We start from the raw sequence: 22,414 nt of genomic DNA on the forward strand, positions 1-22,414 counted from the left end.
ACAATTTTATAATAGATTCATTATATCATATCTTTTTTCTACATGATATACTTCCAGCAGAAAATAGAAACTATATAATTCGAAAGACAGGAGGTTTTTACCAAAATGAAAATTCAAAATCAATTTGGATATATTAAAGGAATTACATTTGCCCCATTTCACAAACGTGGTTCTCTTTCTACACAGACTGCCCGTGACAGTTTTGATTATATGATAGAACACACTGCTGCTGATTTCGTAATCCTTGCTCCTGTAGGGCTACAGGACCACGCACACTCAGAAGAGATCTGTTACACTTCCAGTGCCACATTCTCAGATGAAGAATTAATCAATATGATCCGCTATGCAAAAAGCAAGCGCATCCGTGTTGCCTTGAAACCTACCGTTAATTGTAAAAATGGTGTCTGGCGTGCTTACATCAGTTTCTTTGAAAAAGATGTTCCATGTGAACCGAAATGGGAAAACTGGTTTGCCTCTTACACAGAATTCCAGACACACTATGCCAAAATTGCAGAAGCCGAACAATGTGATCTTTTTATTGCAGGATGTGAGATGGTAATGACGGAACACCGCAGTGAAGAATGGAGAAACGTAATCGCTGCGATCCGAAACTATTACCACGGACCTGTTTCCTATAATACCGATAAATATCAGGAAGAAAATGTAACCTGGTGGGACTGTGTCGACATGATTTCTTCCAGCGGATATTATCCGATTGATCAGTGGGAACAGGAACTTGACCGTATTGAAAAAGTCGTTCAGAAATTCAAGAAACCATTCTTCTTCGCCGAAGCAGGATGCATGTCCAGAAAAGGATCCTCACTGGTGCCTAACAACTGGGCAATTCAGGGAGATTTACGTCTGGAGGAACAGCCAGACTGGTATCGTGCTATGTTTGAGGCCTGTGCAAAGCGCTCATGGGTCAATGGTTTTGCCATGTGGGAATGGGCCCCGGTTATTCCGTCCAGAAGTATTGCATCAAGAGATACCAGCTACGAAATCTGCAACAAACCGATACAGGAGGTTATTAAAGACTACTATGGGAGAGACACAAGAAAATAGCATACAACAAACTTCAGAACAGGATCTCTGGCAGGAAGAAGCTGCCGTGATGCACATCTTCAGCCGGAACAGAAAAAATAACCTGCGCACGCTTCTTTCTCTTTTCAAGGGACACTATGGCGCGCTGGTTGGTTCCATTTTCTTTTTCATTATCAAGCATTCCCCAACCTGGGTTCTTCCAATCGTCACAGCTAATATTATCAATGCAGTGACAGACCACAACGGGAATATTACCAAAATTCTGATTCTGAATACCATCCTTATGATTGCATTTCTGGTACAGAACATACCAACCAACTACATCCATACCTGGCTCTATGCTAAAACGGTACGAACAGTAGAGAAAGAACTGCGAGAAGCCCTAGTCTGCAAGCTTCAGCAATTGTCGATTACCTATCACAAGGAAATGCAGTCCGGAAGGCTTCAGTCGAAGATCATGCGAGATGTAGAACAGATACAAAATCTTGCATCTCAGATTTTTATCTCTCTTTTGACTATCATTCTGAACATTGGTGTATCCTTCGGAGTGGTCATCTTCAAAAGTCGGATCGTATTTCTTTTCTTCCTCTGCACGATACCGGTTTCTGTTTTGATCATTGTTGGTTTTAAAGGAAAAATCAAAAACCATAACCGTGCTTTCCGTAAAGAAATGGAAGAAACTTCTGCAAAAGTAATGGAAATGGTTGAAATGATTCCTGTAACTAAAGCTCACGCTCTGGAAGATCAGGAAGCCCGTAAAATGAGTGAACAGCTTCGTAAAGTTGCTGAAAAAGGGCTTCAGCTTGATATGATTCAGACATACTTTTCTTCAATCAGCTGGGTTGCATTTCAGATCTTTCAGGTATTCTGTCTTGCATTTACAGCCTACATTGCATGGAAAGGAATCATCGGTGTCGGAGATATCACCTTATACCAGACTTATTTTTCCAGCATCGTCGCTCAGATTGCAAGTATTGTGACTTTGCTGCCAATCATTGCGAAAGGCCTGGAATCCGTTGAATCGATTGGTGATGTGCTTTGTGCAAATGATATTGAGGACAACTGTAGGAAGAAAAAAGTAGTTGATCTGAAAGGTGAGATTACATTTCAGGATGTATCTTTTACTTATAAAGGCAATGAAAAACCGGTATTAAGTCATCTGAACTTCAAGATTCAGCCGGGGGAAACAGTTGCCTTTGCCGGTGGTTCCGGCTCTGGAAAAACAACAATCCTCAATCTTGCCATCGGTTTCCTGAAAGCTGACAGCGGACAGGTATTGGTTGATGGAAATGACCTGATGGAACTGGATCTGCACAGCTACCGAAAGCAGATTGCCGTCGTTCCACAACAGTCCATTCTCTTCACCGGAACTCTCCGCGAGAATATCACCTATGGATCTGAATCTATCTCCGAGGAACAGTTATGGAATGTCATACGTGCAGCCAACCTGGAAGAAGTTGTCCAGAAACTGCCTGATGGTCTGGACACGATGATCACAGAACATGGGGAAAATCTTTCCGGCGGACAACGGCAGCGCATCTCCATTGCCCGTGCATTTTTACGGAATCCGAAGATCCTGATTCTGGATGAGGCAACTTCTGCGCTTGACAGCATCTCTGAAAAGAAGATTCAGGATTCAATCCAGAAACTTGTGAAAGGACGTACCACACTGATCGTAGCCCACCGTCTGTCTACCATTCGCAATGCTGACCGGATTGCTGTGATTGAAAAAGGAAATGTTCTGGAATGTGGCTCTTACGAAGAATTGCTAGAGAAAAAAGGCGCATTTTATCGGATGGAGAAAATGTAAAAAATCATTAGGATATTTGAGTCCTATAGAGTACAGACATAGACTTGGATTGGTCACTTATATAGTCCAAGAAAATGTCTGCACCCTCCACTCATCACATATATGGAGTTAGCAATCGCAGTTTTCACTTCTTCTTCTTTTTTTGCACCAAAACAGTTAGAAACGATTACGCCTATGCCGGAGGAAAGTCCCATACATAATGAGAAAAATAAGAAACTTATCATGCCTACAGAACCAACAGCTCCATAATAGTAGTTATTCCTATTATAGATGGGCTTTAGTTTTATATTTCCGAATTTCTGGTTTTCCGATATTCCCTCGGAGAAAATCCCTTCAGCTTATGAAATAATCGGCTGAAATAGAGCTGGTTATCGTAGCCTACAATCTTAGATATTTCATTGATGGAATAGTTGGTTGTCTCAAGCAAGACCTGTGCGTTGTTGACACGGAGCGCAACAATAAACTGCATAGGAGTAGAACCCGTGAACTTCTTGAAGCTTCGTATGAACCAACTGACGCTCATCCCCTTGGATGTCGCATACTCTTCTATATTGATATCACGGTTATAATTTTCGTTAAAATATGTCATGGCGGTATCCATCTCGTGGTCGAGATATTCATTTTTTAAAACTTGCTCTCTGGTAAGCTCACGTTGGAATATGATCAGAAGATGACGGAGCAATAATGTGAGCATTTCTTCGTAGTTATCCTGACAACGTTGTAATTCTATAATAATTCTCTTAAATATACGCTCATATTCCATGGATGTACCAACCGGGAATATTCTCTCGTTATCTGGGAAACCATATTTTCTTAGGATATTTTTTACATCACTTCCAGTAAAATGAATCCAGTAGACTTCTGTCTTATCTTCCCCATAGTATTCATATTTCTGAAGCTCTTTTGGACGGAATATGACAATGTTACCAGCGGGAACAATTGTTTCGTTATCAACAGTATCAAAATGAAAATGTCCGCATCCGGCTGCAATATATATAATCTGAAAATCAACACGTCCTCTTGGGCGATAGGTTGGCATCTTTGGGTGCTCAGACAAACGATAGATTCCGCAGCTACCGACAATCAGTGGTCGGCTTTTATCCTTAAAATCCATATGTGAATGTTTCAAATAACCGGTGTTCATGTACATAGGGCAGCACTCCTTTCACTCGATACAATAATCACGATTTCTTCGTTCTTCGAACTCTCGAAATCGTGCCAGCCATGCGCACTCCGGACTATCGTCCTGCGTGCTTATGACTGTTTACCCATCAAATAGAAAAGTGTCCGATGCTGCAAGCAGTTCGTCCACTTTTCTGCTTGATGGGATTATTGTATCATTTTGTGCATATTTTGTCCATTCTAGTTTATAGACATAAGAAATGGATTAAGGTAATATAAATCTAACAAAAGCGAGAAGGAAAAAAAGCAGACAGTAAGGAGAAAACTGTTAGCAGGGGTACAAGCAACAAAAAAAGTGTATAAACTGTATGAATGAAGGAGGATTATTTATGATCGTGCCACGTTACTATGAGGACTTAAGTGTATTACATGACAATACGATGCCGGCGAGAGCTTATTACATGCCGGCTTCCAAGCGGATGGATGACCTGGTAGAGCACAGAGAGCTGTCAGACAGAATGCAGCTTTTGAATGGTACATGGAAGTTTCAGTATTTTGACAGCATCTATGATATGAAGGATGCCTTTTATGAGGATGGTTATTTGGTTGAGGGCTTTGACGAGATCAAAGTTCCGAGTGTATGGCAGATGGCAGGTTATGATACACACCAATACACAAATATCCGTTATCCATTTCCGTTTGATCCGCCATATGTGCCACAGGATATTCCATGTGGAGCTTATGTGCATACCTTTGACTATGCAAAGGATGCTGCAGCACCAAAGGCATATCTTAACTTTGAAGGTGTGGATAGCTGCTTTTATGTATGGTTAAACGGCACCTATGTAGGCTACAGTCAAGTGAGCCACATGACCAGTGAGTTTGATGTGACAGACGTATTGCGGGAAGGAGAGAACCGGATTTCCGTGCTTGTGATGAAGTGGTGCGACGGTTCGTACCTTGAAGATCAGGACAAGTTCCGTATGAGCGGAATCTTCCGTGATGTGTATCTCTTAAAACGTCCGGAAAAGGGAATCCGTGATTATCGCATTACAACACAATTAGATTCAGACATTGCAAGGATAAATCTTACAGCAGCATTTTACGAGCCGACAGAGGTTCGGGTAAAGCTCGAGGATAAGAATGGAGCAGTTGTTTCCGAGGGTGTTATTTCCGAGAGTGGAGAAGCGACTTTTGAGATTGTAGATTATACACTCTGGAATACAGAGAATCCGTATCTGTATACGATTATTCTGGAGACGGAGCAGGAGGTAATCGTAGACCATATAGCACTCCGCAAGATTGAGATCAAGAATCAGGTAATCTACTTAAATGGACAGAAGATTAAATTCCGTGGTGTGAACCGCCATGACTCCGATCCGGTCACCGGATTTACAATTAGCATGGAGCAGATCAAGACAGACCTTACCCTGATGAAGCAGCACAACTTCAATGCCATTCGTTCCAGCCATTATCCAAATGCACCATTTTTCTATGAAATGTGCGACCGCTATGGATTTATGGTGATTGACGAGGCAGATATCGAAGCACACGGACCATTTATGCTGTATCGAAAAGAGGATACGGATTACAACCGCTTTAAGCGTTGGAATGAGAAGATAGCAGATGATCCGGTATGGGAAGCTGCGATTGTTGACCGTGTGAAGCTGATGGTGGAGCGTGACAAGAACCGGTTTTGTATCGTGATGTGGTCTATGGGAAATGAAAGCGCTTATGGCTGCAACTTTGAGAAGGCACTGGCATGGACAAAGGGATTTGACCCGGAACGTATCACGCAGTATGAGAGTGCCAGATACCGCAATTACGATGTAACCTATGATTACGGGAATCTTGACTTATACAGCCGTATGTATCCGGCACTTACTGAGATAGAGGAATATTTGGAAAAGGATGGCAGCAAACCATTTCTTCTGGTGGAATACTGCCACAGTATGGGAAATGGTCCCGGAGATTTTGAAGATTATTTCCAGATGATACAGGCAGAGGATAAGATGTGCGGTGGTTTCGTATGGGAGTGGTGCGATCATGCAATCGCCCATGGTGTAGCCGAAAATGGCAAGACGATCTATGCCTATGGCGGCGATCATGGAGAAGTAATCCATGACAGCAACTTCTGTATGGATGGTCTGGTATATCCGGACAGAAGGATACACACCGGACTTTTGGAGTACAAGAATGTATATCGCCCGGCAAGAGTAGTATCGTATGATGCAGCAAGTGGAGAATTAGTGCTTCACAACTATATGGATTTTGATGATCTGAAGGATTATGCAGAGATTACCTATGAGCTGTCACAGGATGGGCTTGTAATCGGGAAGGGGAAGCTTTCCGAAGTATCCATTTTACCGCATTGTGATGGAAGCACAACTTTAAAGCTTTCAATTCCGGAGAATGGGAAGGTATATCTGAAGCTGTTCTATAAGCTGAAGAAGGACATCCCGCTTCTTTCCAAGGCGTATGTCTTAGGCTTTGATGAGATAGATGTAAGCAGTAAGGGTGCAAAGAATCAGCAGGCAGTAAGCTGGCTTACAAAGGAAGTGCCGAATACCGGTATTCAGGTACAGGAAAATGATACAGAGATCATCATAAAGGGACGGGATTTCTCCTATACGGTCAACAAGCGGACAGCACTTTTTGACAGCCTGACATTTGCAGGCAGAGAATATATGAATCATCCGATGGAACTGAACATCTGGAGAGCACCGACGGATAACGATATGTATATCAAGGCAGAGTGGAAGAAAGCCCACTACAACGAAGCCTATACAAGAGCATACAAGTCAGAGGTGATTCAGGGAAAGCACGGAGTAACTGTGACAAGTCAGGCTTCGGTCGTGGCAGCAACCGTGCAGAAAATTATAGATGTGACAATCACTTGGACGATTGACGCAGCCGGAAGAATTGGAGCGGATATCGCAGTGAAAAAGGATGAGGAGTTCCCGGATCTTCCAAGATTTGGTGTGCGGATGTTCTTAGATAAGAAGCTTACAGATGCAGGGTTCTTCGGTATGGGACCGCAGGAAAGCTACCGGGACAAGCATAGAGCAGCAAGCCACGGATTGTATCGTCTGAAGGTTTCCGATATGCATGAGGACTATATCCGCCCACAGGAAAACGGAAGTCACTACGACTGCGATTATGTGGAGCTTGGCAACAGCCAGTACGGTATCACTGCCGTTGCAGAGGAAGATACATTTTCATTCAATGCGTCCTTCTATACACAGGAGGAGCTGGAAGAAAAGGCACATAACTATGAATTGATAGAATCGGACAGTACGGTATTCTGTCTTGATTATGCACAGAATGGAATAGGCTCTAACAGCTGCGGACCAGACGTGTTAGAAGCATACAGATTTGATGATAGATTATTCCGGTTCCGGTTTACACTGGTTCCGTATGTGAAAGGATAATGATATAACTCGTTTCCCGAATATCGACGTATAAGTCCGGACATACGGGGATATTCGGGATACAAGAGAACAAAAGTAAAAGCATTTAGAATAATATAGGCATCAGACTGTTTGACACATGAAATTCTAAACATGATTAAGATGAGGAGTGATTCTATGGAAGAAAAAAAGTATTTAAAATGGTATAACAAAGTTGGATACGGATCCGGCGATATAGCAGGAAATGTAGTATATGCATTTTTAACGTCCTTTGTGATGATTTATCTGACGGATTCAGTCGGACTTGCAGCAGGTATAGTAGGTACGTTGATCGCAGTTTCCAAACTGTTTGACGGATTTACAGACATTTTCTTTGGCTCGATGATTGACAAGACACACAGCAAGATGGGTAAGGCGAAACCGTGGATGCTTTACGGCTACATTGGATGTGCGATTACACTGGTATGTTGTTTTGCGGTTCCTACAAGCTGGGGAAATACAGCAAAATATGCATGGTTCTTTATTGCATATACATTGTTAAATGGTGTGTTCTATACAGCAAATAATATTGCGTATTCTGCACTTACTTCTTTGATTACGAAGAACAGTAAAGAGCGTGTGCAGATGGGATCTTATCGTTTCATCTTCGCATTTTCTACAAGCCTTTTGATCCAGTCTGTAACCGTAAAATTTGTTGATTACTGCGGTGGAGATGCAGCAGCATGGAGAACGGTAGCAATCATCTATGCAATTATCGGTCTGATTGTAAATACAATCTCAGCGCTCTCCGTAAAAGAGCTTCCGGAGGAGGAGCTTAACGATGGAGAAGTAAAAGGAGATGAAGAAAAGTATGGACTGGTTCAGGCATTTAAGCTTCTTGTAAAGAACAAGTATTATATGATGATCTGTGGAACATATATTTTACAGCAGCTTTATAGTGCCATGATCGGTGCTGGTATCTACTACATGACATGGGTATTGAAGGACAAGAATCTTTTTGGTCAGTTCGCCTGGGCGGTGAATATCCCGCTTATTATAGCTCTTATCTTTACTCCGACACTCGTTGGCAAGTGGAATGGTATGTACAAGCTGAATCTCAGAGGATATATCATTGCCGTTATTGGTAGAGCGTTGGTTGTTGTAGCAGGATATATGGGAAGTATTCCTCTTATGCTGGCATTTACAGCCCTTGCAGCACTTGGACAGGGCCCATGGCAGGGAGATATGAACGCAGTGATTGCTTCTTGTTCAGAGTATACTTATCTGACACAGGGAAAGAGAATTGACGGAACTATGTATTCTTGTACATCACTGGGTGTAAAGATTGGTGGAGGAATCGGAACTGCAGTATGTGGCTGGTTATTAGAGCTTAGTGGTTATGTCGGAACAAATGCAACACAGCCGCAGTCAGCACTTGATATGATGCAGTTTATGTATTTATGGTTGCCATTGATCCTTGATGTGTTAATTATGATTGTTCTTTCCAGAATGAACGTGGAAGCTGTAAATGAAAAATTGAAAGCTGAAAAGGGAATTAAGTCTGATGAAGTAACAGACGCAACAGAGTATTAAGGTTTATATGTAATGAAAAGCATTGTCTAATTGAACATTCGAGAAAGGCAATGCTTTTTGTGCAAGCTAGGTATTCAGTTTTCACAAAGTAGTCCTTTTAGTATTTTATGCATGATATACATGTTCAAAGTAATCAGCGTAGAATACTAAAAGGTTGTTCATATAATTCTTAAACTTGTTCATAATGCGTACCTCCTTTCCTTATTTACAAGCTGATTATAGAATAAATACAATGTGATTGCTTGCCAAATCGAAAGAAAAAGTAGACAAATCTTGCAAAGGGGGCGTAACCAATGCATTTATCATTTGTTGATACAAAAGAAGAAATATTAGCTTTAAAAAGAAAATCGAAGCATGTTGCTCCGCATTTACATAATGCATTGGAGATCGTATGTGTGACAAATGGAACACTGGAGCTGGGAGTTGGACAAGAGTTATACCATATGGAAAAGGGAGATATTGGTTTTGTATTTCCTGATATTATCCATCATTATCAGGTTTTCTCTTCGGGAGTGAATAAGGCGGTTTACATTATTTCTCCACCATTTGCGATTGGGAAATATGCTGATATTATACAGACGATGGCACCGGATTACCCAATCATAAAGGCAGAAATGGTGGAGCCGGAAGTATACCGGGCAATTAATGCCATCTTAGATACAGACCACATGGATATAGCAGTTATACAGGCATACCTGCAGATTTTGCTTGCAAGATGCATTGGAAAGCTGAAACTGGTCGAGAAAGGAGATGTGGGAAGTAAAGATCTTGTCTATCAGGCAGTATCGTACGTGTCTGGTAATTTTAGAAAGAATTTCTCGTTAGATGATATGGCAAGAGATTTGGGAGTGAGCAAGTATGTTTTATCACGAACATTCTCCAAAACATTCCATCGTAATTTCAATCAATATCTGAATGATGCAAGACTAAATTATGCTTGCCATCGCTTGGAAAATACCAATGATGCCATTACAAATATATGCTATGATAGCGGATTTGAAAGTCAGAGAACATTCAATCGGGTATTTAAGGAACGATACAAAGTTACACCGAGCGAATACAGAAATACAAGCCGTACAGATATAATATCGTGACTATCAAACATAGAGGCAGAGAATGGAAAAGTTGTGGCTGTGATTGGATATAGGCAGTAAATGTGGCAATTCTACCTTTGAGAGGTGTACTTTTTTGCTGTGATAAGATAAGATTGTCATGATGAAAGGAGGAATGACCTATGGATATTGCTAAGATTGGAAGATATATCGCAGAAAAAAGAAAAAGAGCTAGGCTGACACAGAGACAGCTTGCAGATAAGCTCGGGAAGAGTGATAAGTCTGTTTCAAAATGGGAACGTGGAATTTGCCTTCCAGACGTTTCAGTATATATGGAACTGTGTGAAATATTGGAAATCAGCGTCAATGAATTTTTAGCCGGTGAAGATATCAGCGAAGATAGTGTAAGAGAAAAGTCTGATGAAACGCTATTGCAGGTGTCAAAGGAAGGAAAGAATAAACAGAAATTTCTGCGACGAATCATTGTAGCACTTTGTATTATTCTGACAGGATTTATCACTGTAATCGCTGTTATAGCGTGTAAGAAGATGAGACAACCCCGAAATTTCATAGAAGAAGTATCGCCGGATAGTGCGGAAATGAAAACTGCGGAACTGATGTCTGGAGCAGATGGGGTAATGATGTTTCGGTATAAGACAAAGGATAACTATAAATGCCTTTTTGTTTACTTGTCTGAATATCAATCCGGAAAAAGAGTATCGCATGAGAAAATTGCAGAAATATCTTTTAATGGTACAGAATCTACCGAAACTGGAATGATAGTGGTTGTTCCTAATTTTGAAAAATTTTCTGCAAGTCTAATTGTGGCAGATAACTATACGAAATACACAACAGAAAATCCAATTTTAAATGATGTTGAAGATCGGAAATATTATGGAAGATCGGCGACAAGCATAAACCATATATGTCCGATAGATTTTGGAACAGAGCAGGGGCTAGCGGCTTTGGTTTATGGTAAAAATGGATTAAGTATGTTACCGATACAGGATATTTCCGGAGATTATCTAAATACAGAGAATGATTATATGTATTATTACTCCGTAGAGTTTACGAAATGAGAATATGGATGATCTTCCTATAAAATCTTTACTGATAAGCATGAGGACTAAATATCCTCATGCTTTTTCCCTAGATAGGTGTCAATTTCCTTCTGGTAGTGTTGCAACTCCTTCAGGTCACGCTCATTTTGCCGCTGTTGTTCTTCAAGGTTATGCATGTTCTGTTTAGCCTGTTCCAGTAGTTTTTGTAGGATTTGGATGTTGGAATTCTCGGTATACCGGATGCCGTACCTATCGTGCAGGTTCTTTTGTATCTCCTGCATGCGTCTGGCGTTCTGCACATTTTACCATTTCTGCAAGCCAACGGTATCCCGTGATACATCACCAGAGAAGTCACACATGGACGAGATTTTCAATCGACTTTTATCCAGTTTTTTTCACCGGGCGACATGGCATCATAAGCAGCTTTTCGCTTTTCTTTTCGTTCTTCCGCTTTTTTCTTTTGTGTTTTCAGATAGTCCTGTCGTCTCGAAATTCTCTTTTTTATGTTGTCATCGGTATAGAATGAACCGAGAGAGTAGCCACGATGAAAACGTTGTTCAACCGAAAATCGGTATTTTGTAACCGTTCCGTATTTCTTTGAGTTTCCGGTTTCAATTATAATATTCTGTGCTTTTAGTCGATTGATATAATCCTCAAATGAAACAGCTTCCATAAGAAGCTCCTTCAGTTCACACTGGATGACGGCACAGGCACAGACAGAACCATCCTCTCAGGAATCCATGCATTCTATGAGCCAGAGGAGTTAGTCGGCAAGACACTTATTGCAATAACAAACCTTCCACCTAGAAAGATGATGGGAATCGATTCATGCGGTATATATGAAAAAGGACCCCAGATTAGAAGTACACACTTCAGATTTGGGGTTCTCTTTTTGTGTGAGAGACGGATCAAAATCCATGATCGCAGGCATGAACAAGTCCGGTAAGTATGGTGCAGAGCTCAAGTTTTCCGTGAAGTCCATGGACGTAATGAAGGTCATGGTGAAGAGCGATTCCAAGAGCTCCAACGATGCACTCAAGGGAACGATGGCGCAGATAAAAGGTGAGGACTACACCGATCTGCAGGCGGATGCCCCCGATATCAAGGAGACAAATACGATAATGGAGAGTCTGGATGCGATAGAGAATCTTAAGGCGGATTTCACGGTATCGGATTACTACAGCGTGTATTATTATACTGAGAGACGGCATTTCTCAGCTTTTGCTGGGAGTGCCGTCTTTCTGCATATAAGCCGCAGTTAATTCACAAAACACTTTCACAGAAAGTCAAATTCAGTCCGCAGAATATCAAATGTAATTGATATTCTGCGAACTGGAGGGTATAATATGCGGTATCTTTGGGGTAGATGCTTGCGGTATGTTGATGCAAGCATGTGTGTATTAAAAGCGAAATGACAGGGGGGAAGGGTAGATGAGAAGATTAAAGTATGTTTTACAGAGTGCGATCGCCTGCTTTGTCGTGGCCGGGGCCATGCTGGTGCTGTTCTGGGGAGCAGGAATATACAATATATATCAAGAGTCACATGGAAATATATCGGATCTGTCAGAGCTGTGGTCGTATATTTCGGAACAGGGATTGATGTTTCTGATCGGATTGCTGGCTTTTGTGTCGTTCCTAGTATCCGGATTTCAGGCGAAGAAGGCCAGCGAGGCGGATAGAGCAGCTAACGGTGGGAACGAGTATGATGGTGTAGGATATGGTGATGCTGATTATTCTGGCACGATAAATGCTGGTGGCGGATATACATATGATTCAATGGACACATCTATAAAGTTAGATGAAGGTTCAGGTATGGAAAATGATAGGAATGTATATGGAAAAAACGGTATGCCATATGCGGACATCTATGGGATGACTGGAGATGCACAATTAACCAATACATATTCATTGCATTTAGGTGCCAGAAAGATAAGCTTTGACCTGCCTCAGAGGTATAGACTGATAGATGGCGATGACAGTGATCCGGCATTTGCGGGGTTTAATGAGGAGCTTAAGCCGGAACTTGTCTATTGTTCACTTCAGGAGGCTATCGATGATGAGACGGCTGAGGATTACGTGCTGGATGAGCTGGTGGAGGATGAAGCCTGCCCGGAGGAACTGCGGACAAGGGCATATCTGAAACATGAAGTGATAGAGGGAAGACTTTATTACTATTATATATTCAAGTATAAGAAGTCCAGAAAGCAGAGACAGAAGTTTGCGGCGGCATGTGACATAGGCGGCGGGCTGTTCTATACGATAGAGACAGAGTGGATATGGCGCAAGGAGGAATTGACGCTGGAAGCACTCATAGACTTTTTGAAGATACGGGTAGAGTGATTTATGACATCTACAGAACATGAGGTGATAATATGTGGACAATAAAGAGAATAGATGAGGCCGATTTCGGTTGTGAGGAGAGACTTCCCGGGGAGCCGCTTATGGTGCTGGTGAGTCTGGAGTGTGATGATGGAAGGATGCTTCAGCTTGAGGTGGCTGACAACTGGCTGACCATGCAGGAGCTTGACGAGGGCGATGAGTGGCCGGATGATCCGGACGAACCGGATGAAGAAGATGCGAAAAGCGCAAAGCAGGTGCAGTGGATGGAGAGTTATCTGGATGCTCTGGAGGAGCTGGAATAAGAATATCGACAAAACCGCCATATCATAAGCGATATTGGCGGTTTTTGTGCGTCTGGAATTACTTTTTGCCATATACTTTAGGATAATATGTTGTTATAACGAAAAGAATGGTCGTGTGAATTTTGTCGATGTTTGGTTTGCAGGCAACTGCGTATGGGAGAGAATTAATGTTTGGATTGTTTGAAATGAAATATATGAATATATGCCTTGTGGCAGGAGTTATACTGGAACTTATAGCTCTTGTCGCAATACTTAATCTTTATATTAATATAAGGAGAAGGGAAAGAAGGTAGAAGAATAGAGAAGATGGAGCAGGACTTTATGATCGTGCGGTATGTGCCGGAACGGATGAGGCGCATATGCTGGTGCGGCGGGAGGACATAAGTGCGGTAAGCCAGCTTATGGATCAGAAGGTATACAGACAGTTGAGAAAGAAATATGAGGGCTGGGACAGACAGGAGAATCTGGAGTTTGATGCACGTGTTGCAGGCAGAGACGGCAGATGGCTCCGCATAATAGTAGTCCCAGATGGCACGGACGGCTGTGATCTCTTTATATTCAGAGATATAACGGAGGACAGAGGCAGGCTTGAAAGTCCATATTCTTTATGATGGAATTATATGGATGCAAGGCCGGGCAGAGCTCAGAACCCTGTATATATTTGCCGATAAGCTATACAATGCGAGAAAATCTGTGGGATTTGTCAAGAGACTAAGGATCAGGTATGGCGTGTAAGCCGTGCCGGGAAAACAAATATTTATACATTTGTCAGCGACAGATATGTCCGTGGATGGACATGTCTGCCGCTGTTTTTTGTTTTACTTAAAGATATCTTAAAGATTCGCCTCATTGAAACTTAAAGGGATGGCGGCTATAATCAGCAGGTGTAGTGAGAAGCTGCAGTGCGGATTACGCTGATGGATTGAGGAAGTGTAACCATATTGTAATAACTCTTACATATAATTAAGTCTGTTGAATGTATATTAAGTTGAACTGGCAGAAAGGCTTGGCATATAATATATTCGATTTTGGAAGAAAGAAAAAGGTGGTTAAACGAGGTGGTAAATATTGAAAAATATATTGGAATTTATAGAGAATTCGGCTTTAAAATATCCAGACAAGCTGGCAGTTGCAGATGAGGAAGGCGGACTCACATATGGTCAGATGGAGAGGCTTTCCAGACAGATCGGTGCATGGATATATGAGAAGACAGATGGCGTGAGGAATAAGCCTGTTGCCGTGTTGCTGGACAAAAAGCCTGGGAGTGTGGCTGCCTATATGGGAGTTGTCTACAGTGGCAATTTCTATGTGGTACTGGATGCGGAGATGCCGGCGTCTAGAGCCGAGTCGATACTCGGAACGCTGAATCCGGTTGCAGTCGTGACTGACATCGGGCATATGGAGAAGGCGCTGGAGCTTTACAGAAATGGCGTGGATGAAGATGGATGCCAGGGACAGGAAGGCGAGAACAAAGAGGTATTCAGGATATTAAATCTTGACGAGCTGGACACAAGTGCAGATCAGTCGGTGTTGGATGCGGTCAGAAGCAGGGCGATAGACACGGATCCCGTGTATGCGCTTTTCACATCGGGCTCGACCGGAGTTCCAAAGGGCGCTGTGGTATCACACAGGAATGTAATATCCTACACCTACTGGTACACGGAGGCATTTGGTATAGACGAGAGTACGATATTCGGAAGCCAGACACCGTTCTACTTCAGCATGTCGGTGTCAGATCTCTACAGCACTCTTAAAAATGGTGCCACGCTGTACATCATACCGAAGGCGTATTTCACCTTCCCTATGAAGCTGATGGAGTTCATGAATACATACAGGATCAACACGATATACTGGGTGCCATCGGCACTGCAGATCGTTGCAAATTACAAGCTGTTCCAGTACGCCCAGCTTCCCGAGCTGAAGAAGGTGCTGTTTGCCGGAGAGGTGATGCCGACAAAGCCGCTGAATTACTGGATACAGAATCTTCCGGATGCCATGTATGCAAATCTGTTCGGCCCAACAGAGACGACCGACATATGTACGTATTACGTGGTGGACAGAGTATTTGCCGATGACGAGCCGCTGCCGATGGGACATGCGTGCAACAACTGTGATGTGTTTGTTCTTGATGAGAACGGCAGGGAGGTGTCACCGGAGATCGATCCTGAGACGGGCTTCAGCCGTGAGGGTGAGCTCTATGCCAGAGGTTCATTTGTGGCGCTGGGCTACTTCGGAAATGCGGAGAAGACGAGAGAGGCATTTGTCCAGAATCCGCTCAATCCGAACTATCCAGAGCTGGTATACAAGACCGGTGATCTGGTGAAGTACAACAGATACGGCGAGCTGGTCTATGTGTGCCGTAAGGATTACCAGATTAAGCACATGGGTTACCGCATAGAGCTCGGCGAGATCGAGGCGGCAGCGGGAGCCATAGACGGTATCAGAAGCTATGCCTGCATATATGATGATGCGGCGGACAAGATCGTGTTCATCTACGAGGGCAAGAAGAAGGACGAGACGGGGCTGCTTAAGGCGTTTCAGGAGAGGGTCCCACACTACATGGAGCCGAACCGTTTTGTCAGGGTGACAAGCATGCCCCACAATGCAAATGGCAAGATAGACAGGAAGAGGCTGAAGGCGGAATACGCGCAGCATGTGTGACATTAGTACTGTCTTAACATACCAATCAGTGGTCGTTTCCACTTATTTCGACCTGCAGCGGTATTGCCGTGAAAATTATAATATGTAGAAAATTTTTATTATAAGGAGATATGGGATTATGGAAGAATTATTAAAGATTTTGAATGATGTAAAACCTGGAGTTGATTATGAGAATGAGACAGATCTTATAGGACACGGCGTGCTGGATTCCATCACGATGGTTACGCTGGTGCTTCAGCTCAGCGATGAGTTTGACGTAGACATTTCTCCTGTTGATATCACACCGGAGAACTTCAAGACAGTCCAGACCATATACGATATGATCCAGAGACTTGAAGACGAGTAAGAGCAGATATAGATATTGGAAGATGGCGGGGACTGACTGCCGTCAAAAAATACTGGAGGAGTGAGAAATATGTCATATACGTCGATATCGTATCTGGTATTTATATTGCTCGGAGCGTTTATAGTGTACAATATAGTGCCGCTGAAGCACAGATGGAAGGTGCTGCTGGCATTCAGCTATCTGTTTTATTTTATCAATTCAGGCAGATATATCATATTTATCCTGTTCGGGTCGTTGACCATATATGTGGGCGGCCTGCTGATAAACAAGATAGATGATGGCTGCAGCATGGCAAGGAAAGCTCTGCCAAAGGAAAACAAAAAAGAGTACAAGGCACTTATCGGATGGCAGAAAAAGTGCGTGTGCGTATGCGTGGTGCTTGTGAATGTAGGAATCCTGATATTCCTGAAATATTCGGTATTCCTTGGACAGGTATTTACAGATGTGCTTGGACTCATACACATAAATGTAGAGAATCCGATGTATCAGAGGATGATGCCGCTTGGAATCTCGTTCTACACACTGTCTGCGGTGAGTTACATAGTGGACGTGTACAGAGGCAAATACAGGGCATCGGACAAGTTTGGCAAGGTTGCACTTTTCCTTGCATTTTTCCCGCACATTGTTGAGGGACCTATAGCCAGGTTCGATCTTGTTGGAGAGCAGATGTATGAGGGGCACAGGTTCAGTTATGAGAACATGACCATGGGACTCCAGCTTATGCTGTGGGGCTTCTTCAAGAAGATAGTTATTGCAGATCGCGCAAATATGTATGTGAACCAGATATTTGACAATTACGCAAGCTACACAGGACTTCCGGTAGTAGTGGGAATGCTGCTCTACACATTACAGCTCTATGCGGAATTCTCAGGCTGTATGGATATAGTAAGGGGAAGTGCCCAGATGTTTGGAATAGGACTCTCAGAGAACTTCAATCAGCCGTTTATGTCAAAGACGGTCAGTGAGTTCTGGAGAAGGTGGCATATGACTCTCGGTGCATGGTTCAAGGACTATGTGTTCTATTCAGTTTCACTGTCCAAGCCATTTGTGAAGCTGAGTAAGAAGACCAGGGAACATATGAATACTTTCTTCGCGACATTTGTTCCTATGTCTATAGCGATGTTCATAGTGTGGTTTGGAACGGGTATTTGGCACGGCGCAAGCTGGAAGTACGTCATGTATGGTCTTTATTACTGGGCTATCATGGTAATCGGACTTCTCATGGAGCCTCTTTTCAAGAAGCTGTATGGGAAAATGAATGTTGACCGCCAGGGAAAGGTATACAGACTGCTTCAGGTTGTCAGGACCTTCATTTTTGTGAATGTGGGAATGCTCATGTTCAGGGCTGATGATCTTACAGCATTTGGACACATGTTTGTGTCCATGTTCAGGGGATTTACATTTGCGGATCTGACAAATGGAACTTTGCTTGGAATGAAGCTTGACATGGCAGATTTTGCAGTGCTGGCAGTGGGCGCGCTCATTCTGTTCCTGGTTGGACTTTACAAGGAGAAGGGACACCAGATAAGAGCAGAGCTTGCAACGAAGAATATAGCCCTCAGATGGGCAGTTTACTATGTGCTGCTGTTTGGAGTGATCATACTCGGAGCATATGGCAAGGGCTATGAGGTGGCTGGATTTATATATGCACAGTTTTAGAGGTGATTTATCTATGAAGAAAAGTGGACGTAATATAATAAAATCCATAGCATTTGCCCTGGTGGCCGTGATGATCATGGGAGTGCTGGGAGCTGCATTTACTCCGAAGCGGAGCGATCCGGGAAGCGGAATAACCAACTCGAATGCAAGGGGCTTTTATGGAGAACCGAAGAATTCGATAGACGTACTGGTGCTTGGAGACAGCAATGCCTACAGCGCATGTTCTCCGATGTATATATGGAACAAATATGGAATTCCAACATATGTGGCGGCTGAGGGGTTCCAGAATGTGACCGGGGCATCCAACCTTCTGGATGAAGTGCTCACATGTCAGAAGCCAAAGCTGGTGGTGTTTGATGTGAATATGCTCTGGACAGGCAAGACGACATTGAAAAAGGTTGAGAACAACCTGAAGAATCTGGCATATAAGTATCTGCCTCTTGCACAGTACCACAACAGGTGGAAGAGCATGAGTGTTTCGGACATGTTCGGTGCCAGGGACTACACATACAGATCAGCCTCAAGAGGACAGTATCTCAGCATGGAGGTCAAGCCGTTTTCAGGCCAGAGCAAGATGGTGGAAACCAAGGCTGTTGAGGACATACCGGAGGTATCAAAGATACTGCTCGATAAGCTGATGGACAAGTGTGAGAAGAATGGAATCAAGATCATGTTCATAGAGACTCCGACGGCGAAGTCATGGAATTATGCAAGACACAATGCCATGGTTAAGTATGCTAAAGCCAAGAATATTGATTTTGTCGATATGAATACGCTCAAGGGCGATTATGTGATCGACTGGAGCACCGACACGAGGGATGGCGGAAGACATCTCAACTGTAAGGGCGCAGAGAAGGTAAGCGCCTATCTTGGAAAATATATTTCAGAGAATTATTCTTTTAAGGATAAGAGACATTCAGAAAAGTATGCGGATTGGAATAATGACTATCTGGATTATGTGAAGTATATGTCCGGAGAGACTGTGTCGTTGGAGGCACAGCAGTCCGACGGAACGGTATCTAACAACTAAATATAAAATATATAAGTGGACGGAGGATTGAATCCCCCGTCCACTTTATTTTTTATTTTACTGTAACTTTGCATCTGGCAGATATATTGCCGGAAGTATATGTCTTTTTCTCAGTGCTGTTTGAAGGTGTGAGAACCGGTTTCAGCAGATAGCTCTTGCCGCGCTTCAATGTGATGGCTGTCACATTGACACGCATTGTCGCGGTGACCTTTTTCCCGTATTTGCGGGTCTCGGTTATCATCCTCTGCGGCATAGACAGAGACAGGGATCGTCAAAGTCGGTGCTGCAGCCATTATAAATGCTGGCAATAATTTTCTTATCCTCATAGACATAGGCTCCTCTCTTTCATTAAAGGTCAATCTGTTTATAAAAAACATGCAAAAGGATACAAAAAGGATATAAGTTTGAAGTATACTGTGTTCAGAATCTTAGATATCGATGATTTACATAGAGTGGCACGGCGCTGTGAGGTATACAGAATCAAAGCTGCCACGGGGAGGGAATATGAAGTATAGCATATTGCTTGTCGAGGACGAGCAGAAGATAGCAGAGGGGATAATGGACTATATGAACGGCAAGGAAGCAGAATATGAGACCTGTTTCACCTGGGCTGATGATGGAGACAAGGCACTGGAGCTTGTGTATGAGAACGAATACGATCTGGTGCTGCTGGACGTCATGCTTCCGGGGGCAGATGGATTTGAGATATGCAGGGCCATCAGGGCAAAGAGTTATGTGCCTGTCATTTTCCTGACTGCAAGGGGCAGGGAGGAGGATCGGCTGTATGGCTATGACATAGGTTGCGATGACTATGTGGTGAAGCCGTTTTCCATGGCGGAGCTTTCTGCAAAGATCATGTCATTCCTCAGAAGAAGCAAGGGGCTGTGGGAGAAGAAGAGCAGCATAGAGGCATATGACATCGTGATCTATCCGGACAGGCTTCAGGTATTTGCCGCTGGGAACGAGGTAAGGCTTGCACCGAAGGAATATGCCATGCTGAAGTATTTTATGGAGCACAGAGGAATGCTTATCACAAGGGATGATCTTCTGGTCAGGCTGTGGGGCTATGATTATGAGGGCAGCGACAGGGTAGTGGACAATCATATCAAGAAGCTTCGACAGGCACTTGGAGAGTCGGGTAAAAAGATCAAGACAGTATTTGCAAAGGGATACAGGATGGATTGAGACTGTGTGAAACGGTGCAAAGTGTAGATATAATTAATGGATGTGTCAGTACACAGACCCCATGACTCGGAGGTTATTAAAAGGGAAAGGATGTTTTATAATATGAAGAAAAATAAAAATATGTTATATGGGAAAAAACAAAGATTCGGCTCATTTTTTCTGAGAATATTTGTGCCGTTTATATTGGTGGCAGCATTGCTGGGAGGGATCGTGACCTATCTGTTGGTATCTATATATAATACTAGTGTAGACAACGGTGTAGCGAGTGCTGAGGAACGAATCAGGTCAAATGTAAATGAAGCAGTTACAGAATATCAAGATGCACTGGCAGGAGCCTATGTGGATGGGATCAATTATGATTTTGAGACTGCGGATAACAAATTCACCAGTGATGTTGAATATACGTGCGAAATGCTAAGTGCGATTGCAGTGGATGGCGGTGCTGCTGCAAGTCTGTACTATAAGGACTCAGATGGCACTTTGACATTGGTTGCCGGGCATGACTACCGTATGTTTTTTGTTGTCACAGATGATAACAATAAAAAGTTTAGATTGTCATGTACATATGAGGATTATCAGAAGATGATGGCGGAGGCTCCAAGATACGGAAGTGCCGATGGTTTGCCTGCTTTATCCAGGATAGAAGAGATATATGTAAAGGGAACCAGTTTCTGGATAAGTAAATATAGTTACTATGACTACGGTGATGACGTTAAGGTCATAGGAATTCATGAGGCTCAAATGGACTATGGCGAATCTGATGAGAATAGTGTCACAGTAACAGAGATCCCCGATGGTTATGTGAAGCTTGACACAAGCAAAGGATACCATTTTTATAATAGCAGTCTTATCGGTTCGGGAGCAGCTTCCCGTAATATGGATTATGAAGGAAATATAGAGCCTCTTGTGGCAGATCTGGGGGACTCCGGTGTTGGAAGTTTATCAAGAGTCAGTAGGAATTGTGATCAGGGAAAGCACAACACCGATGTGGTAGCGATTGGAAATAGTTATTATCTGGTGATGGATTATCACACCGACCTCGTAAAGTCTTCATTTGGAAAAGTGATAATTGCCACGTGGATAGGAATAGCACTGCTGAGCACGCTTGTCTCACTTGCAATAGCCTATGTATTGTACAGATCATACAAATCTGTCTATGACATGGAGCAGTACAGGCGTACCACATCAAATGCTATGGCGCACGATCTGAAGAGTCCACTGGCGATCATCTCACTTTACGCTGAAAATCTCAAGGCTGGCACAAATCCTGAGAAGAACCAGTATTATATGGACGGCATACTGGATGAGGTCAGACAGATGAATACGCAGGTTGCGACTATACTGGATATGGCTAAGGCAGAGGACGTGGATACAAAGCTCAAAAAGACAGAAGTGGATCTGACAGGCATAGTTGACACTGTGGCACAGATATATAATGAGAAAATATCGGAAAAAAACGTGCAGATCGATATATCGGGGGCATGCACGGTCTCTGCGGATGAAGCTCTGATGTATCAGGCTGTTGTCAACATCATGGATAACGCTGTCAAGTATGTGACTGATGGCGGACACATCGATGTGAAGCTATCGGATAAAGAAGTGTCATTTGTCAATTCCAGCGAACCACTTGATAAGGACACGCTGGAAGGTGCATGGAAGCCATTTGTCAAGGGGGACAATAGCCGTCACGGACACAAGGGCACCGGACTTGGACTCTCGATCGTCAAGGCCATTATGGACAGGCATGGATTTGACTGTGAGATGAAGAATGTCGATGGGGGAGTGGAAGTGAGATTGATATTCAAATAAGAAGGAGTGGGATT

At 43.1% G+C, this 22,414-nt stretch carries 21 protein-coding genes and 1 pseudogene; 18 read left to right on the top strand and 4 right to left on the bottom strand.

Annotated elements, in window-relative coordinates:
* Positions 1 to 105: 105 nt before the first annotated feature.
* Both DWW60_RS04925 and DWW60_RS04930 read left to right on the top strand, forming a co-directional pair.
* Positions 106 to 1,062 carry a glycoside hydrolase family 113 gene (locus DWW60_RS04925; protein WP_117874518.1) on the top strand — a complete coding sequence of 319 codons (957 nt, stop codon included), beginning with the start codon at positions 106 to 108 and terminating at the stop codon, positions 1,060 to 1,062.
* Positions 1,040 to 2,851: an ABC transporter ATP-binding protein gene (locus DWW60_RS04930; RefSeq protein WP_117874519.1), complete on the top strand. Its 1,812-nt coding sequence runs from the start codon at positions 1,040 to 1,042 to the stop codon at positions 2,849 to 2,851. Before DWW60_RS04925 ends, DWW60_RS04930 begins: the two co-directional genes overlap by 23 nt.
* A 53-nt stretch (positions 2,852 to 2,904) precedes the next feature.
* On the opposite strand, the gene DWW60_RS14015 is transcribed toward DWW60_RS04930, so the two are convergent.
* Together DWW60_RS14015 and DWW60_RS04940 are read right to left on the bottom strand one after the other, a co-directional pair.
* Positions 2,905 to 3,180 (bottom strand): MATE family efflux transporter, encoded by a 276-nt coding sequence (locus tag DWW60_RS14015; RefSeq protein ID WP_334294836.1) that lies wholly within the window; start codon positions 3,178 to 3,180, stop codon positions 2,905 to 2,907.
* Positions 3,135 to 4,001 (bottom strand): helix-turn-helix domain-containing protein, encoded by an 867-nt coding sequence (locus tag DWW60_RS04940; RefSeq protein WP_117874521.1) that lies wholly within the window; start codon positions 3,999 to 4,001, stop codon positions 3,135 to 3,137. Before DWW60_RS04940 ends, DWW60_RS14015 begins: the two co-directional genes overlap by 46 nt.
* 361 nt (positions 4,002 to 4,362) lie before the next feature.
* On the opposite strand from DWW60_RS04940, the gene DWW60_RS04945 reads away from it, so the two are divergent.
* From DWW60_RS04945 to DWW60_RS04960, 4 genes are all read left to right on the top strand, one after another.
* Complete coding sequence (locus DWW60_RS04945) at positions 4,363 to 7,404, top strand: glycoside hydrolase family 2 TIM barrel-domain containing protein (protein WP_117874522.1); 3,042 nt, start codon at positions 4,363 to 4,365, stop codon at positions 7,402 to 7,404.
* 156 nt (positions 7,405 to 7,560) lie between these two features.
* Positions 7,561 to 8,955: an MFS transporter gene (locus DWW60_RS04950; RefSeq protein WP_015533711.1), complete on the top strand. Its 1,395-nt coding sequence runs from the start codon at positions 7,561 to 7,563 to the stop codon at positions 8,953 to 8,955.
* A 293-nt stretch (positions 8,956 to 9,248) separates the two neighbouring features.
* A complete protein-coding gene (locus DWW60_RS04955; protein WP_117874523.1) occupies positions 9,249 to 10,049 on the top strand; it encodes an AraC family transcriptional regulator in 801 nt (266 codons plus the stop codon).
* A gap of 140 nt (positions 10,050 to 10,189) precedes the next feature.
* Positions 10,190 to 11,086 (top strand): helix-turn-helix domain-containing protein, encoded by an 897-nt coding sequence (locus DWW60_RS04960; protein WP_015533714.1) that lies wholly within the window; start codon positions 10,190 to 10,192, stop codon positions 11,084 to 11,086.
* Positions 11,087 to 11,438: 352 nt separating this feature from the next.
* Here the strand turns inward: DWW60_RS04960 and DWW60_RS04970 are convergent, their stop codons facing one another.
* Positions 11,439 to 11,741 carry a hypothetical protein gene (locus DWW60_RS04970; RefSeq protein ID WP_055223081.1) on the bottom strand — a complete coding sequence of 101 codons (303 nt, stop codon included), beginning with the start codon at positions 11,739 to 11,741 and terminating at the stop codon, positions 11,439 to 11,441.
* On the opposite strand from DWW60_RS04970, the pseudogene DWW60_RS14085 reads away from it, so the two are divergent.
* From DWW60_RS14085 to DWW60_RS05015, 10 genes and pseudogenes are all read left to right on the top strand, one after another.
* Positions 11,742 to 11,906, top strand: a pseudogene (locus tag DWW60_RS14085) (hypothetical protein); the annotation flags it as partial.
* Between the two features lie 58 nt (positions 11,907 to 11,964).
* A complete protein-coding gene (locus tag DWW60_RS04980; RefSeq protein WP_147341848.1) occupies positions 11,965 to 12,330 on the top strand; it encodes a hypothetical protein in 366 nt (121 codons plus the stop codon).
* Positions 12,331 to 12,499: 169 nt separating this feature from the next.
* Positions 12,500 to 13,408, top strand: a complete 909-nt coding sequence (locus tag DWW60_RS04985) for a hypothetical protein (protein WP_117874525.1) — start codon at positions 12,500 to 12,502, stop codon at positions 13,406 to 13,408.
* 32 nt (positions 13,409 to 13,440) lie between these two features.
* Complete coding sequence (locus DWW60_RS04990) at positions 13,441 to 13,710, top strand: hypothetical protein (RefSeq protein ID WP_015533718.1); 270 nt, start codon at positions 13,441 to 13,443, stop codon at positions 13,708 to 13,710.
* A 167-nt stretch (positions 13,711 to 13,877) separates the two neighbouring features.
* Complete coding sequence (locus tag DWW60_RS13775; protein ID WP_255415656.1) at positions 13,878 to 14,003, top strand: hypothetical protein; 126 nt, start codon at positions 13,878 to 13,880, stop codon at positions 14,001 to 14,003.
* Positions 14,004 to 14,069: 66 nt separating this feature from the next.
* Positions 14,070 to 14,321: a hypothetical protein gene (locus DWW60_RS04995; RefSeq protein WP_117874526.1), complete on the top strand. Its 252-nt coding sequence runs from the start codon at positions 14,070 to 14,072 to the stop codon at positions 14,319 to 14,321.
* 457 nt (positions 14,322 to 14,778) lie between these two features.
* Complete coding sequence (locus DWW60_RS05000) at positions 14,779 to 16,371, top strand: AMP-binding protein (protein WP_117874527.1); 1,593 nt, start codon at positions 14,779 to 14,781, stop codon at positions 16,369 to 16,371.
* 118 nt (positions 16,372 to 16,489) lie between these two features.
* Positions 16,490 to 16,717, top strand: a complete 228-nt coding sequence (locus DWW60_RS05005; protein WP_117874528.1) for an acyl carrier protein — start codon at positions 16,490 to 16,492, stop codon at positions 16,715 to 16,717.
* A gap of 69 nt (positions 16,718 to 16,786) precedes the next feature.
* On the top strand, positions 16,787 to 18,376 hold the full coding sequence (locus tag DWW60_RS05010; protein ID WP_117874529.1) for an MBOAT family O-acyltransferase: 1,590 nt from the start codon (positions 16,787 to 16,789) through the stop codon (positions 18,374 to 18,376).
* 13 nt (positions 18,377 to 18,389) lie between these two features.
* Complete coding sequence (locus DWW60_RS05015) at positions 18,390 to 19,406, top strand: SGNH/GDSL hydrolase family protein (RefSeq protein ID WP_117874530.1); 1,017 nt, start codon at positions 18,390 to 18,392, stop codon at positions 19,404 to 19,406.
* A 52-nt stretch (positions 19,407 to 19,458) separates the two neighbouring features.
* Here DWW60_RS05015 and DWW60_RS05020 read toward each other — a convergent pair whose 3' ends face one another.
* Positions 19,459 to 19,659: a hypothetical protein gene (locus tag DWW60_RS05020; RefSeq protein ID WP_199414447.1), complete on the bottom strand. Its 201-nt coding sequence runs from the start codon at positions 19,657 to 19,659 to the stop codon at positions 19,459 to 19,461.
* Between the two features lie 251 nt (positions 19,660 to 19,910).
* Between DWW60_RS05020 and DWW60_RS05025 the strand changes: the two genes are divergently transcribed.
* Positions 19,911 to 20,591, top strand: a complete 681-nt coding sequence (locus DWW60_RS05025) for a response regulator transcription factor (RefSeq protein ID WP_117874532.1) — start codon at positions 19,911 to 19,913, stop codon at positions 20,589 to 20,591.
* A 102-nt stretch (positions 20,592 to 20,693) separates the two neighbouring features.
* Positions 20,694 to 22,400: a sensor histidine kinase gene (locus DWW60_RS05030; protein WP_158565879.1), complete on the top strand. Its 1,707-nt coding sequence runs from the start codon at positions 20,694 to 20,696 to the stop codon at positions 22,398 to 22,400.
* The last annotated feature ends 14 nt before the right edge of the window (positions 22,401 to 22,414 follow it).

The sequence above is a fragment of the Coprococcus sp. AF16-22 genome, assembly GCF_003461545.1.
GTDB classification, from domain to species: domain Bacteria; phylum Bacillota; class Clostridia; order Lachnospirales; family Lachnospiraceae; genus Coprococcus; species Coprococcus aceti.